The organism is Prosthecochloris sp., assembly GCA_015482705.2.
GTDB lineage: Bacteria > Bacteroidota > Chlorobiia > Chlorobiales > Chlorobiaceae > Prosthecochloris.
Map to the genome: position 1 here is coordinate 1 of JADMLA020000040.1, position 14,236 is coordinate 14,236.

Consider the following 14,236-nt stretch of genomic DNA (forward strand, 5'->3'; position numbering starts at 1 on the left):
GTTCTAATCGTACTCATGGAGAATATCGAAGTGCTGAGTACTAAGTCCTGAGTTCTGAGTTGAAGATTGCGTTAGTGCTATGACAGAGGAATAGCCCTGTAAGATGGATTCCGCATCAAGTGCGGAATGACTGAAAGGGGGAATCGTGCTTTGATTGTAAAGCATCGTGTTCTTTTTCCATCCATTACCCATTCCCCGTTACCTACTCACCAGATTCTGGCCCCTTGATTCTCAAGCGAAGCAAGGTGTACTATCGTACTCATGGAGGATATTCAAGTGCTGAGTTGAAGCATGTGTCAGGTGTTATGGTGGAAGATGGATTCCGCATCAAGTGCGGAATGACTACAAGGGGTTTTGTGTGACTAAGGGACGTTGTAAATAATTAATACTTTTTGTGAGAGAAGCACTTAAGCACATTGTTATTAACTAAGCTAGAGTTCGAAAAAAATCTGTTCTAATCGTATTCATGGAGAATTGAAACAGAGACCAGTAACAGCCGGTCGTACATCGATACCGGCTCTAATTGCACTCATGAAGAATATTCTAGGTGCTGAGTACTAAGTCCTGAGTTCTGAGTTGAAGATTGTGATAGTGCTATGGCAGAGGAATAGATCTGTAAGATGGATTCCGCATCGAGTGCGAAATGACTGAAAGGGGGGTTCAGTGCTTTGGTTGTGAGATCTTGCTTTTTCTGTCGATTCCCAGTTCCTCTCACCCATTCCCCATTTCTGCTCCCTACTACCCCTTTCATCAATGCTCCCTTGGGCTACCGGGCGATGTGACATTCCATTTCCGTTATCGTGTGGAATCGAAACTTTTTGCGGGCTTTTGATCTTTTTGATAGCAGCTTCTGGCTTCCTCCCTTACAATAAAAAATACATTGCGAGCACTTTTTACGGTATAAACCGGTGAAGGTGGGCTTTTTGTGGGGTTATGGACAGTTGAGGCTGCATGTTGGTATCGATTGTTTTCAGTGAACAAAAAAAACATGGAGATTAACAATGGGGATCAAAACACGTGGATTTGCTTTTGCATTGCTTGCAGTTATGTTTTCCTGTACACCGGCTTCCGATGATACACAACAAGGAGGCAAAACAGAGAATTCGGGAACCGAAGCTCCTGCTTCACTAAGAAACGAGCCCATCAAACCGATCGAGCCAGCGGTTGTTGCCGATCCGGGTCTGGTGGAGCTGGGAAAGAAACTGTATTTTGATCCCCGTCTTTCCATGTCAGGGTTCATTTCCTGTAATTCATGCCACAATCTCAGTATGGGCGGCAGTGATAACCTTAAAACGTCGATCGGTCACCGTTGGACAAAGGGACCGGTCAATGCGCCTACAGTGCTTAATTCCAGCATGAACATCGCTCAGTTCTGGGATGGCCGTGCAAAGGATTTGAAAGAGCAGGCCGGCGGCCCTATGGCCAATCCTGACGAAATGGCTTTTTCTCATGAACTCGCGATACAACTCCTGCAGTCGATTCCGGGTTACGTTGAGGAGTTCAGCACGGTGTTCGGTACGGATCGGATCGATATCGACCAGCTGACGCAAGCCATTGCTGCTTTTGAGGAAACCCTCGTTACGCCCAATTCCCGTTTTGACCAATGGCTGAAAGGAGACGATACTGCTATTACCGCTGAGGAGCTCGAGGGATATGAGCTCTTCAAGTCGAGCGGTTGTATTGTGTGCCACTACGGTTCGGCTCTCGGCGGAAACTCTTATCAGAAAATGGGTGTCGTCGAACCGTATACGACTGACAGTCAGGTGGAAGGCCGGGTATCTGTTACCGGCAATGAGGCCGACCGTTTTAAATTCAAGGTTCCGATTCTGCGCAATGTTGAACTGACCTATCCGTATTTTCATGATGGAGAGGCTGCAACGCTCAAGGAAGCGGTCGAGATCATGGGCAGGATTCAGCTCGGTCGGGTGTTTAGCGAGGACGAAAACGCTAAAATCGTTGCGTTCATGAAAACTCTGACCGGCGACCAGCCACGCATCGAGCTGCCTTTGCTTCCGCCTTCATCGGATGATACGCCTCGTCCTGCACCATTCGATGAATAGCTGTTACAAAGAGTTCACTGGAAGAAGTGAGTGGTAACGATCTGTAATATTGATAGTTACGAGTATTTTTCTCTCTTTCGGCAGTCGTCGGTGAGTTGTTTTTTTTGTTTTTGCAGCTTTGTTACGAGCTGTTTTTCGCTGTGCCGGTTTTAAACGTTTGTTTTATATTTCCTTAGAGCTGTCGTCGACCCCTCGGGGTTTTTAGGCTACTGGCGGTCGACGACTTTCTTTGGCGTATTGTCACTTGTCATGCCCAGTGTTTTCGCATCTCTCTGCGGCTCATTGCTGCGGGTTCTAATCGTACTCATGGAGAATTGAAACAGAGTTTGTAGTGCGTCTGCTGGATTACTGCACCAGTGTTCTAATCGTACTCATGGAGAATTGAAACTTTTTCACCTGTTTAATCCCAAGCCGCCAGTCCCTCGTTCTAATCGTACTCATGGAGAATTGAAACGTATGCGGCTTCATGCCCGGCATTGGGACGTACAGAAGTTCTAATCGTACTCATGGAGAATTGAAACGACTGCGAAAAACGCTATCCACATTCGACCACTCAGTTCTAATCGTACTCATGGAGAATTGAAACGGAAATATATCGAGCTGATTGAGGAAATCAAGGCGAGTTCTAATCGTACTCATGGAGAATTGAAACTTATAAAACCGGTAAGTTCCTTAACCATATACACTCCGTTCTAATCGTACTCATGGAGTATAGGAAGTGGGGAGTTCTGAGTCCTTCGTTCTGAGTTGTGGAATGTGTTATGAGTTAGGTGCTAGGCGTTATGGTGGAAGATGGATTCCGCATCAAGTGCGGAATGACTGGAAGGGAGCTATTGCGCTTTGATATTTGGTATCTTGCTTTTTCTTTCCATCACCCATTTTCTATTGCCTATTCCCCAAATTCAAGTCCCTGGGTCATTGAGCGAAGCAAAAGCTCAGATTTGCCTTCTCTTTTTCGCATCTTTCCTGAAAAGCCGGAAGAACGATGCAGGATTTTTTTTTCGATACAGCGACTTTTGAATTCGCTCAGCCCCGGTGGCTTTTGCTCCTGTTACTGTTGCCCTTGGTCTGGTGGCTCGAGCGGCGGCATGAAAAGGGGCGAAGGCGGATGATGTTTCCGGGCGTTTCCAATCTCAAGACCAGCGGTATGAGTGCCGGTTGGTGGGTGCATCTGCCACGATGGCTCGTGCGTTCGTCCATTGTGCTGGCGATTCTTGCCATGGGACGTCCTCAGGTGGCACGGGATGTGACGGTGGCTTCGGACAGGGGTATCGATATCGTGCTCGCACTGGATATTTCGGAATCGATGCTCGAGGAGGATTTCGGCGGCAGCCGTCTCGATGCCGCAAAGAATATCGCCTTGCGTTTTATACGAAACCGCCCGAAAGACAGGTTGGGACTCGTGCTGTTCCGTGGAAAAAGCTTTACCCAATGTCCTCTTACGCTCGATCACAAGCTTCTCGACATGCTTGTCAGGCAGGTGTCGGTGGATGCGATCAGTGATGACGGTACCGCTATTGGATCGGCGATCCTTGTCGGGATAAATCGTCTCAAAGCCTCGATTTCGAAAGAGAGGGTCCTGGTGCTGCTGACGGACGGTGAACATAATCGTGGGGAGATCGGGCCCGTGACGGCTGCGGGTATTGCTGGCAGTCGGGGGGTACGAATCTATGTCATCGGTATGAGCATACAAGAGCGGGCGGAGAATACCGGATCGCTTGTCGAGGGGTCGATTGCCGGCCGTGAGGATGTACTGCGGAAGGTCGCTTTTCTGACCGGCGGCAGTTTTTTCAATGCTTCCGATGAACGTGCCCTCAAGGATGCGTTCAGGGAGATCGACACGATGGAGCGCAGTCGTCTGGACGGACCTGCACCAGTTGTCCGGGTGGAACTTTTTCCTCTGTTGCTGTTGTCTGCTTTGATAGTGCTTGCTACCGGCCTGATCCTGGGAGGGGGAAGGCTGATGAGGATTCCGTAAAAGGTAGGGAATCGGTAATGGGTAAGTAGAGAATGGGAAATAGGGAATAGGGGGGGATGGAGATTTTTTGTTTTGCATATCCTGAACGGCTGATTCTGCTGTCGCTGCTTGTACCGCTTTGGGGCTTTCTGGCCTGGGGGATGGTGCGGAAGGCTCAGGCGAGAAAGCTTCTCGCCGACCGGAAGCTTTCTGACAGTTTGCTAGGCAAATGGAGTCCTTACAGGGAAATCGTCATTCGTGTGATGCAGTTTTTCGCTGTTGGATTTCTTTTGGTTGCCTGGTGTGGTCCCCAACTTTGTAGGGGAGACAAGTTGGTGAGAAGGGATGCCGTCGATGTGGTTTATGTTCTCGATGTGTCCAACAGCATGCTTGCTCGTGATGAAGTTCCTGACAGACTGGGAAGGGCGAAACAGGTAATGCTGGCGATAAGCAGGGAAATTGACCGGGGCAGGAGAGGTCTTGTCGCGTTCGCCGGTTCGGCGGTTGTTCAGTGCCCTTTGACGGCTGATCGGCAGGCGTTCGAAGCGATGCTGCATGTCGCGTCTCCCGGGCTCGTCGAGGAGCAGGGAACGAATCTGGAGGCTGCGCTCGACATTGCAGGCAGGATGTTTACCGGTCGCGGTAATGCGGGGAATGATGCCGGAATGCGTGTCGTCGTGATTGCGAGCGACGGTGAAAATCATGGTAAGACTTTCACCGGTGCGGTTGGGAAACTGGGCAGGATGGATGTATTGCTTTTTGTTGTCGGTGTGGGAGCGCAAAAGCCCGTTCATATTCCGGTTCGGGGTGACGAAAGTGTATCGGGTTCAGTCAGGTGGGATGCTCAAGGGCACCCGGTTTTGACTGCCTTCCGGCCGGAGGTGCTCAGGAATCTTGCTGATGAAACCGGAGGGATTTTTTTACACAGTCGTGAAAACGAGCCGGTTTCCGGCCGTGTGCTCGAAGAGCTTGGTGTGATGAAAGGGGGAATGCAATGGGTGCGTGAGCCGCGTTATCGGGAAGAGATCTACCACTATTTTGCGCTGGCATCGGTGTTGTTGCTGCTGGGTGCCGGGGTAATGGCTTCAAAAAGCTGAGTGACGGGGGTTTTAGAGGACAGGTGGTTTTTTTCGTAAAGATTCTTACATTGACCTCTAACGATCAGTCAAGTATCAAAAGGATATAATACATTAGCTATGGATCAGCAGACACAGCCAAAGAAAGCTTTCGAGCCTCTGGAAAAAGCACAGCTTGCCATGAGACTTGTCAACAATCCTGACTTCGAACAGGAAATCGATGCCTATGTCAGCGGCAAGGATTATGATGAGCATAGCGTGAATTTCTTCAAAGAGCAAATCGCTCTTCAGCAAAAGCTTCAGCAGGAAGGCGGAAAGCTCCTCGACACCGGCGGGCAGATTCTTTCCCTTGTTGTCAACGCTCTGGCAAAAAGCTGGCAGAGGACGGGAGGAGAAAACAACAGCCGGTAGTTTCTATTCGGAGCAACCTCCATAGCTGATTCCAGCAAGCCAAGCCATATCTTTTTTCCATGTGACAAGATCATCCGGATTGAATTTTCCGAGATGATTGTAGCCGCATGCCCTTGCCATAACCTTCATCATGCCGACCGAATTTAATAGATAGTTGTGCAACCGTTTTGCAGAGCTGTCGATAACGAGTCGTGCCCGGAGTTTTTCATCCTGTGTGGCAATGCCGACAGGACAGTTGTTGTTGTTGCATGCCCGCATGCCCAGGCAACCGGCAGCCTGTATTGCGGCGTTGGCTATCGCTATCCCGTCCGCCCCGAGTGCAAGTGCCTTGATGAAGTGTGATTCGGTTCTGAGTCCTCCCGTTATGATGAGTGTCACGTGAGCGGCGTTGCGTTTGTCGAGATGTTTTCTCGCCCGGGCGAGTGCCGGTATTGTCGGAACGGCGATATTGTTTTTCAGCAGATTGGGTGATGCTCCGGTTCCACCTCCTCTTCCGTCGAGTATGATGTAATCCACGCCGACTTCGAGTGCGAAATCGATATCGTTTTCGATATGCTGGGCCGACATTTTGAATCCGATCGGTATTCCGCCCGTTGCCTTCCGTACTTCTTCGGCGACTTTACCGAAATCCTCCGGGGTGACGAGTGTGCGGAATCGGGAGGGGGATACGGCATCCGTTCCCGGGGCGACACCTCTCACTTCCGCAATATCGCTGCTGACCTTGTCAGCGGGTAACATACCTCCCGCACCGGTTTTGGCCGCTTGACCCGCCTTGAAATGAAATGCCTGGCACCGGGTTACCTGTTCGATGTTCCAGCCGAACTTTGCCGGAGCCAGTTCATAGAAATAACGGGAGTTTTCTCTGCGTTCCGCCTCGAGCATGCCTCCTTCTCCGGAACATATTCCCGTTCCCGATAGCTCGGCTCCTCTGGACAGTGCTATTTTGGCTTCTCTGCCGAGCGCTCCGAAGCTCATGTCGCTTACAATGAGCGGGATGTCGAGTTCGAGGGGTTTCTTCGCGTTCGGTCCGATAACGAGGTTTGTGCCAACTGCGGTTTCGTCGAGCAAAGGCGGTTTTGCCAGCTGAGCCGTGAGGACTTGAATGTCTTCCCATCGGGGGAGTTCATCTAGCGGTACGCCCATGGCTGAAACCGGGCCATGGGATTCGAATGAAGCGGGATCCGTTGCTGCGAGGGAGTGGATATAGGGGTTGAACGGTTCTTCCGGCCCTCCTTGTATATCTGCATAGAGCCCCTGGTAGATGTCGCGGTTCCAGGGTTGGGGATTTGTTCGAGCCCACCGGGATATTTCCACCTCGTCGACATAGACCGCATCCGTTTTCAGATCGGTCCACGCGGAGAACTTATGCAGGGCTTCGTCATTGTTGTATTCGCTTATGCCGGTTTCATAACGGTAATCCCAGCCGTGCACGCTGCAAAGCAGGTTTTTTCCGCTGACATGACCGTCCGCCATGAGCGCTCCGCGGTGGTGGCATCTTCCATAGAGGACGGAAACGTCGTTGCCGTAACGGATAATAACAAGGTCAACATCTGCAACAAGAGCGTACGATGGCTTTTTTTCCTCGAGTTCGCTCCACGTTGCAACTTTAACTTTTTTTGTTTTAACATTGTTATACATAAGCAGAAAAGAAGATGTTTCGTTATGTTTTTAAAGATAATCATTAAAGCTCTCAAACCACTATGCAGTTTGATCCCAATAAATTTACCGTAAAGGCGCAGGAGGCTTTGCAATCCGCGGCTACGCTTGCCGGAAGCAGGCAGCACCAGCAGATCGATTCGGTGCATCTTCTGCATGTCATGCTGAGTGACAGTGAAAACATAGGTTTTCAGATAGCTCAGAAGCTCGAAGTGCAAACCGATAATCTGCTTGCCGTTCTGGACAGGGAACTCGATCGAATTCCGAAGGTTACCGGTGCTTCGGCTACCGGTCAATATATCTCTCAGGATCTCGGTAAGGTTTTCGACCTTGCTCTGAAAGAGGCGGAAAGCCTCAAGGATGAGTATATCAGCTCCGAGCATCTTTTCGTCGCCTTGAGTGAAGCTGGCGGTAACGTTTCGTCGCTCATGCGTGACGCAGGGCTGAATCGTGACGCAATCCTCAAAGTTATGGCCGGTATCCGGGGGTCACAGCGGGTAACCAGCCAGACCGCCGAGGATACCTACAATTCCTTGAAAAAATATTCGCGTAACCTCAATGATCTCGTGCGGAAAGGAAAGCTCGATCCTGTCATCGGCCGTGACGAGGAAATCAGGAGAGTGCTTCAGATTCTCAGTAGGAGAACGAAGAACAATCCGGTTCTGATCGGAGATCCGGGTGTCGGTAAAACTGCCATTGCCGAAGGTATCGCTCAGCGTATTGTTGCTGGTGACGTTCCCGAAAACCTCAGAAGCAAGCAGATCGCTGCGCTCGATATTGCACAACTGGTTGCTGGCGCCAAGTTCCGCGGTGAATTCGAGGACCGCCTGAAAGCAGTCATCAAAGAGGTCCAGGACGCCAATGGTGAAATCATTCTTTTCATCGATGAAATGCACCTGCTTGTCGGAGCCGGTTCGGCCGAAGGCGCTGTCGATGCCGCCAATATCCTCAAGCCGGCGCTTGCCCGCGGTGAGTTACGTTGTATCGGGGCGACGACGCTCGATGAGTATCGCAAGCATATCGAGAAGGATGCAGCGCTTGAAAGGCGTTTCCAGACGGTCATGGTCGATCAGCCGAGCGTGGAGGACACCGTTTCCATTTTACGCGGTTTGAAGGAAAAGTATGAAATCCATCACGGGGTCCGTATCATGGATTCGGCAATCATTGCGGCTGCAGAATTATCCGACCGTTACATTTCTGAACGTTTCCTGCCTGACAAGGCGATCGATCTCATCGATGAAGCTTCTTCCAGGCTTCGTTTGGAGATGGACAGTGACCCGGAAGAACTCGATAAGGTCAACCGTGAAATCCGCCGTCTGGAAATTGAACGTGAGGCGTTGAAAAGAGAGCTTTCGAATAGATGAGCTTCATGAGCAGCGCTATTTACTGAATATCATTGGATGTTATAGGTGGTTTCTTTTTATTGAACAACAAAAAATAATGGCACTATGAACATGAGAAGGAATGTATTTGTACTGCTGCTGCTCTTGATGGGCGTGGCTGTCTCCCCGGTTTTTGCAGGATGGGATCCTCGTGAGGAAGAGCATGCGCGGCAGACCGTTCGTCTTTTCCAGAAAACGGACCCGACGTTACAGGTGTTTTTTGACGAAGCATATGGTTATGTCGTTTTTCCCGATGTGTATAAAGGAGGATTTTTGTTGCTGGGAGGTGCCCGTGGCAAAGGGTTTGTCTACGAGCAGGGGCGTTTGATAGGTACATCCTCGATTACCCAGATCAATGTAGGACCTCAGCTTGGCGGTCAGGCGTTTGCTGAAATCATTTTTTTCCGTACCCAGTCCGATCTTGCTGATTTCAAGAAAGGAAACTATGAGCTGAACGCTCAGGCAAGTGCGGTTGTCGTGACGGCGGGCGTGGCTACCAACAGTGAATATTCGGATGGTGTCGCTATATTTGCGCTGCCAAAGAGCGGGCTCATGGCCGAAGCTTCTGTCGGTGGCCAGAAGTTCTCTTTCGAGGAGTATTGATACGACCGGTTTGCCGGACGGCTGGACGTCCTGATCCGGTATGGCCTTTTGAATGCGCGGAGGGTACGGTTTTCCTGTCTTCCAACAATTTCTAACAACGATTTTATTGCAGGGTATGAGTTATGAATTAGTGGTTGGGCTTGAGGTCCACTGTCAGCTGAATACAAACAGTAAAGCTTTTTGCGGGTGCTCGACCGAGTTTGGAAAACCTGCCAATACCAATGTTTGCCCGGTATGTCTTGCGCTTCCAGGGGCTCTTCCCGTATTGAACAGGAGGGTTGTCGAAGATGCCGTCAAGCTCGGGCTGGCTACCGACTGCACCATTGCCCGGCAGTCGATCCTGGCGCGTAAAAACTATTTTTACCCGGATCTTCCCAAGGGATACCAGATTTCACAGTACGAGGAGCCGGTTTGCTCCGAAGGCATGATTCATGTCGATACCGATGAAGGGCGCAAGGACATCCGGCTGGTTCGCATTCATGTCGAAGAGGATGCCGGAAAATCCATCCACGATATCGGAGACGATACTTTCATCGATGTCAACCGTTGCGGTGTTCCCCTGCTGGAAATCGTGAGTTATCCCGATATTCGTTCGGCAAAGGAAGCTTCGGCTTATCTGCAGAAGTTACGCCAGATCGTAAAATACCTCGGTGTATCGGACGGCAACATGGAAGAAGGAAGCCTGCGCTGTGACGCCAACGTTTCCGTTCGTTTGAAGGGGGCCGAAGAGTATGGTACGAGAACGGAGATCAAGAACATGAACTCGTTCAAGAGCGTTGAAAAAGCTATCGAGTACGAGGCTCAACGGCATATCGATGTATTGGAAAGCGGCGGAAAGATTGTTCAGGAAACCCGTCTCTGGGATGCTGACAAGCAGGAAACCCGTTCCATGCGAGGCAAGGAGTTCGCTCATGATTACCGGTATTTTCCCGATCCGGATCTTGTGCCCGTTCAGATTGACGATGAGATGCTCGAACGCATGAAACTCGAATTGCCCGAGTTTCCGGAAGCCCGTTCCGAACGTTTTGTGCGGGAATTCGGTATTCCCGATTACGATGCCGGTGTCCTGACTGCCGAAAGGGAGGTGGCCGATTACTTCGAAAATGTCGTCCGTTCCAGCGGTGATGCGAAAGCGGCTTCGAACTGGGTCATGGGTGAGGTGTTGCGGACTCTCAAGGAGAAAAATATTCCGGTCGCTTCTTTTTCGGTTTCACCGGAACGACTGGGGGGACTCATCGGTTTGATTGCCGGAGGAACGATCAGCAATACCATTGCCAAACAGGTTTTCGAGCGTATGCAGGTAACCGCTGACGATGCCAAGGCCATTGTCGAAAAGGAAGGTCTCGCACAGGTTTCGGATACCTCGGAGATTGAGAAAGTTGTTCAGGATATCATCGATGCCAATTCCGGACAGGTAGAGCAGTACAGGAGCGGAAAAACAAGGATTTTCGGCTTTTTTGTGGGCCAGTGCATGAAAGCGATGAAAGGCAAGGCGAATCCTGTGGTTGTCAATGAGATTCTGAAGCGGAAGCTCGAGGGGTGAGCGGTGGGGCTGTCAGGAATCGCTGAACAAGCCGTAATCCTGTTTGTTTTCAGGCTGTTTTTCTCTGGATTCCGGATTGATGACTTCTATTTTTTGCCGTGCATCCTGGAGTCTTTTCCTGCAGGAATCCGCGATTTTCAGCCCCTCTTCATACAGCTTGATTGATTGATCGATGCCTGTGTCGGGATTTTCCATTTCTCCGGTAATCGCTTCGAGTCTTGCAATAAGCTCCTCGATGGTGGCTTTTTTTTTCTGGCTCATGTGATCGGTCGCGATGCTGTGGGGTTTGTGGTTGCTGGTTACTTCAGGTAACATAGTCAAAGCAGGAAAGTATTCAAAGAACAGAGGGGCAGTAGGGAATCGGGAGTAGAGAATCGGTAATGGGGAATTGAGGTGTGGTGTTTGTGGTTGTTGGAAAGTGATTGTCAATCGGGAATTTTGAGAGTGCTATGAAATTTGTCGACAGTGCAAAAATATACGTGAAGGCGGGTAACGGCGGTAACGGCTGTATGAGTTTCCGGAGGGAAAAATACGTGCCGAAAGGCGGGCCGGATGGTGGCGATGGCGGCAGGGGCGGTCATGTGTTTCTCAAAGCGCACCGCCAGATGTCAACATTACTTGATTTCAGGTACAGGAAACATTACGAAGCGCAACGGGGGGTTCACGGTCAGGGCTCGAAAAAAAACGGAAAGATGGGTAAAGACGTTGTGATTCCGGTTCCCTGCGGTACTATTGTCAGAAACGCCGAAACCGGGAACATGATTGCCGATCTTACCGTAGACGGTGAAGAACTGCGTATCGCCAAAGGCGGAAAAGGCGGCAAGGGTAATCCTCATTTCGCGTCGTCTACCCATCAAGCGCCGAGGTATGCCGAGCCGGGTGGCAAGGGAGAAAGCCTCGAGATCGAGCTCGAACTGAAACTGATTGCCGATGTCGGGCTTGTCGGGTTTCCCAATGCGGGAAAATCGACATTGATTTCCGCCATGAGTGCGGCAAAACCGAAAATAGCCGATTATCCGTTTACGACGCTCGTACCGAATCTTGGCATTGTCCAGTACAGGAATTACAACTCGTTCGTTATGGCGGACATTCCGGGAATCATCGAGGGGGCTGCCGAGGGCAAGGGGCTGGGGATTCAGTTTCTCAAACATATCGAACGGACCCAGGTGCTTGCTGTTCTTGTTTCCGCGGAGTCCGAGGACATCGCCGGTGAATATGCCCTGCTTCTCAAAGAAATGGAAAAGTTCGATCCACGGATGCTGGAGAAGCCAAGAGTTCTGTTGATCACCAAGATGGATATCGTTCAGGATGATTTCAGTCGACCTGCTTTCAGGGACGGTGTTGCGGTGCTCGAGGTTTCCAGCATAACCGGGCTGGGCCTCGAAGAGTTGAAGGATGCATTGTGGGAGAAAATCGAACCGTCCCGGAATGTTCCACAGGAATGTAAAACAGAGTCAGAGTAACCGACTATGGTATCGAGCGATATTACCATAAGGACCGCGCGTCTTGCCGATGCTGAAGCTATAGCGGGCATCACCGCTTTCAATGCGGGTAAAGGAGTTATGCTGGAACGCTCCCCTGAAAATGTTATCGAGAATATTCGTAATTTTCTGGTCGCCGAACACGACGGAACGGTCATCGGTTCGTGCGCGATCGCTTTTTTCACGCTCCATCTCGCCGAAATCCGCACGCTTGCCGTTCTCGATTCCTTTAAACGACGAGGAGTGGGCAGCCTGCTGGTCGGCAAGGCTGAAGAAGTACTCAGGGAAGAAGGGGTGACAACAGCTTTCGTTCTGACGTTGAGTCCGGTTTTTTTTCTCAGTCTGGGATATCGGGAGGTGAACAAGGAGATGTTTCCTCAGAAAATCTGGAGAGACTGTACAAACTGCCCGAAACTCATGGCCTGTGACGAAATTGCAATGATCAAGGAGCTTGACGGCGAGATGGCCGGATAGCTGAATGGGCCGTAGGCTGTTTCTCCTGTTCAGAGAAACCCGGTATCTTCCGGCTATCGAGCTTTTTGCCTTTTGATTTATTACTTTTGACTGTTATCAATGTGATTATTCAGGAAGTTATCGTTAAAAACAAGGCCGGGTTACATACCAGACCGGCTGCGGCGGTTGTCAAGATTGCATCTCGTTTCAAAGCCGACTTTTTTATTGAAATGCGGGGCTCCGAAGTGAACGCCAAATCGATTATCGGTGTTATGAGCCTTGCTGCACCAAAGGGCACGAAACTGATTCTGAAGCTCGATGGTGAGGATGAGGAAGAGGCAGCCAAGCAACTGATCGATTTTTTCGAGCAGGGCTTTGGTGAGCAATGACCCCTTGTTGATGATTTTCTTCTTCAAGGTTGCCGGGTCTGTGTTTTTCCCCTGACATATAACAAGAAACTATTCCGAGGTGCCCTTGAGATCCCTGAGTATAGCGATTGTCAGCCCGTTTTTCCCTCTTAAAGGCGGTATCGCCCGTTTCAGCTCGGCCCTCCATACGGCTTTACTTGGGAAAGGGCACAAGGTGGAGGCAATCTCTTTCAAGCGGCTTTACCCGCGGCTGTTGTTTCGGGGAAAAACAGTTTACGAGCGAGGGTTTTCCTGTAAGCCGGGTAATGAGGCCCTTCCCCTTCTCGACACGCTCGATCCTTATAGCTGGTATAGTGTCGCCCGCGGTTTGAGGCGCAGAAAACCCGATATCGTCGTCTGTGCGTACTGGTTTGGTTTGTTTGCACCGCTCTACGCGTTGATCAAGTATGTTTCCGGCAGGAAGATGATTGTGCTGATGCATAACTTTGCGTCGCATGAGGCGTTTCCAGGCGAAGCATCGCTTCGAAATCTCATGGTTGCATCGGCTGACGGTATCGTCACTCTTTCGCAGCATGTCGCCCAAGAGGTTCAGAAGTCCTATCCGCATGTTCCGGTGAAGGCCCTGTTTCACCCTGTCTATGAACCGGTGTGTAACATGAGTTCGAAAGAAGAGGCCAGAAGGAAACTCGGTCTCGGGATCAGTGAACCGGTTCTGCTTTTTTTCGGGTATGTCAGGAAGTACAAGGGGCTCGATATTCTGATCGAGTCGATGCCGGAGGTTATTCGTCGTCATCCCGAAGCCCGGCTTCTGGTAGCCGGAGAGTTTTATTATGGTGAGAAGATGTTCAGGGAGCGCATCGATGCCCTTGGTGTAGGCGATCGTGTGATGGTGTTTGCGGAGTTTGTTTCAAACGACCGTATGTCTCTGTTTTTCTCTGCAGCGGACGTCGTTGTCTTGCCTTACAGGGAAGCCTCACAATCGGGAGTTGTTCAACAGGCATACGGGTTCGGACGTCCAGTGCTTGTTTCCGGCACGGGCGGGTTGCCGGAAGCTGTTTTGGACGGTGAGACCGGCGCTGTAGTCAGGTCTCTCGACCCTTCGGCTTTTGCAGAGGGTATCTGTGACTTTCTCGACAGCATGAAAAGGGTCTGCTATGAGGAGAAGGTCAGGGAATATGCAACAAGGCTTTCCTGGGAAGTTTTCGCTGACGGGATGGTTGATTTTGCCGGGGAGGTGGCCGGGTGA

13 protein-coding genes and 1 CRISPR repeat array are annotated in these 14,236 nt (G+C 50.6%); of the genes, 11 read left to right on the plus strand and 2 right to left on the minus strand.

Features of this window, described 5'->3' with window-relative positions:
• Positions 1 to 1,001: 1,001 nt before the first annotated feature.
• The 4 genes from QZ209_RS10005 to QZ209_RS10020 all read left to right on the plus strand — a co-directional run bounded on the left by QZ209_RS10005 (position 1,002) and on the right by QZ209_RS10020 (position 5,504).
• On the plus strand, positions 1,002 to 2,060 hold the full coding sequence (locus QZ209_RS10005) for a cytochrome-c peroxidase (RefSeq protein ID WP_294347509.1): 1,059 nt from the start codon (positions 1,002 to 1,004) through the stop codon (positions 2,058 to 2,060).
• A 291-nt stretch (positions 2,061 to 2,351) separates the two neighbouring features.
• Positions 2,352 to 2,779: a CRISPR direct-repeat array (repeat unit 30 nt; unit sequence GTTCTAATCGTACTCATGGAGAATTGAAAC).
• Positions 2,780 to 3,045: 266 nt separating this feature from the next.
• Entirely contained in the window at positions 3,046 to 4,038 is a 993-nt protein-coding gene (locus tag QZ209_RS10010) for a VWA domain-containing protein (protein ID WP_294347510.1), read from the plus strand.
• A 56-nt stretch (positions 4,039 to 4,094) separates the two neighbouring features.
• On the plus strand, positions 4,095 to 5,114 hold the full coding sequence (locus tag QZ209_RS10015; protein WP_294347512.1) for a VWA domain-containing protein: 1,020 nt from the start codon (positions 4,095 to 4,097) through the stop codon (positions 5,112 to 5,114).
• Positions 5,115 to 5,213: 99 nt separating this feature from the next.
• Positions 5,214 to 5,504 (plus strand): hypothetical protein, encoded by a 291-nt coding sequence (locus QZ209_RS10020; RefSeq protein ID WP_294347514.1) that lies wholly within the window; start codon positions 5,214 to 5,216, stop codon positions 5,502 to 5,504.
• A gap of 3 nt (positions 5,505 to 5,507) precedes the next feature.
• Here QZ209_RS10020 and QZ209_RS10025 read toward each other — a convergent pair whose 3' ends face one another.
• Positions 5,508 to 7,142, minus strand: a complete 1,635-nt coding sequence (locus QZ209_RS10025) for a glutamate synthase-related protein (RefSeq protein ID WP_294347516.1) — start codon at positions 7,140 to 7,142, stop codon at positions 5,508 to 5,510.
• A gap of 62 nt (positions 7,143 to 7,204) precedes the next feature.
• Here QZ209_RS10025 and QZ209_RS10030 point away from each other — a divergent pair, with 62 nt between their 5' ends.
• The 3 genes from QZ209_RS10030 (at position 7,205) to gatB (ending at position 10,688) form a co-directional block, all read left to right on the plus strand.
• Positions 7,205 to 8,524, plus strand: coding sequence for a Clp protease N-terminal domain-containing protein (locus tag QZ209_RS10030; RefSeq protein ID WP_294347518.1), 1,320 nt, complete (start codon positions 7,205 to 7,207; stop codon positions 8,522 to 8,524).
• A gap of 90 nt (positions 8,525 to 8,614) precedes the next feature.
• The gene (locus tag QZ209_RS10035; protein ID WP_294347520.1) at positions 8,615 to 9,145 is read left to right on the plus strand and encodes a lipid-binding SYLF domain-containing protein; all 531 of its coding nucleotides are present in this window, start codon (positions 8,615 to 8,617) and stop codon (positions 9,143 to 9,145) included.
• Positions 9,146 to 9,260: 115 nt separating this feature from the next.
• A complete protein-coding gene (gatB, locus tag QZ209_RS10040; protein ID WP_294347522.1) occupies positions 9,261 to 10,688 on the plus strand; it encodes an Asp-tRNA(Asn)/Glu-tRNA(Gln) amidotransferase subunit GatB in 1,428 nt (475 codons plus the stop codon).
• Positions 10,689 to 10,700: 12 nt separating this feature from the next.
• On the opposite strand, the gene xseB is transcribed toward gatB, so the two are convergent.
• A complete protein-coding gene (gene xseB, locus QZ209_RS10045; protein WP_294348023.1) occupies positions 10,701 to 10,949 on the minus strand; it encodes an exodeoxyribonuclease VII small subunit in 249 nt (82 codons plus the stop codon).
• A 188-nt stretch (positions 10,950 to 11,137) separates the two neighbouring features.
• On the opposite strand from xseB, the gene obgE reads away from it, so the two are divergent.
• From obgE to QZ209_RS10065, 4 genes are all read left to right on the plus strand, one after another.
• Positions 11,138 to 12,151, plus strand: coding sequence for a GTPase ObgE (gene obgE / locus QZ209_RS10050; protein WP_294347524.1), 1,014 nt, complete (start codon positions 11,138 to 11,140; stop codon positions 12,149 to 12,151).
• Positions 12,152 to 12,157: 6 nt separating this feature from the next.
• Entirely contained in the window at positions 12,158 to 12,643 is a 486-nt protein-coding gene (locus QZ209_RS10055; protein ID WP_294347526.1) for an N-acetyltransferase, read from the plus strand.
• 101 nt (positions 12,644 to 12,744) lie between these two features.
• Positions 12,745 to 13,011, plus strand: a complete 267-nt coding sequence (locus QZ209_RS10060) for an HPr family phosphocarrier protein (protein WP_294348025.1) — start codon at positions 12,745 to 12,747, stop codon at positions 13,009 to 13,011.
• A gap of 85 nt (positions 13,012 to 13,096) precedes the next feature.
• The gene (locus tag QZ209_RS10065) at positions 13,097 to 14,236 is read left to right on the plus strand and encodes a glycosyltransferase (protein WP_294347528.1); all 1,140 of its coding nucleotides are present in this window, start codon (positions 13,097 to 13,099) and stop codon (positions 14,234 to 14,236) included.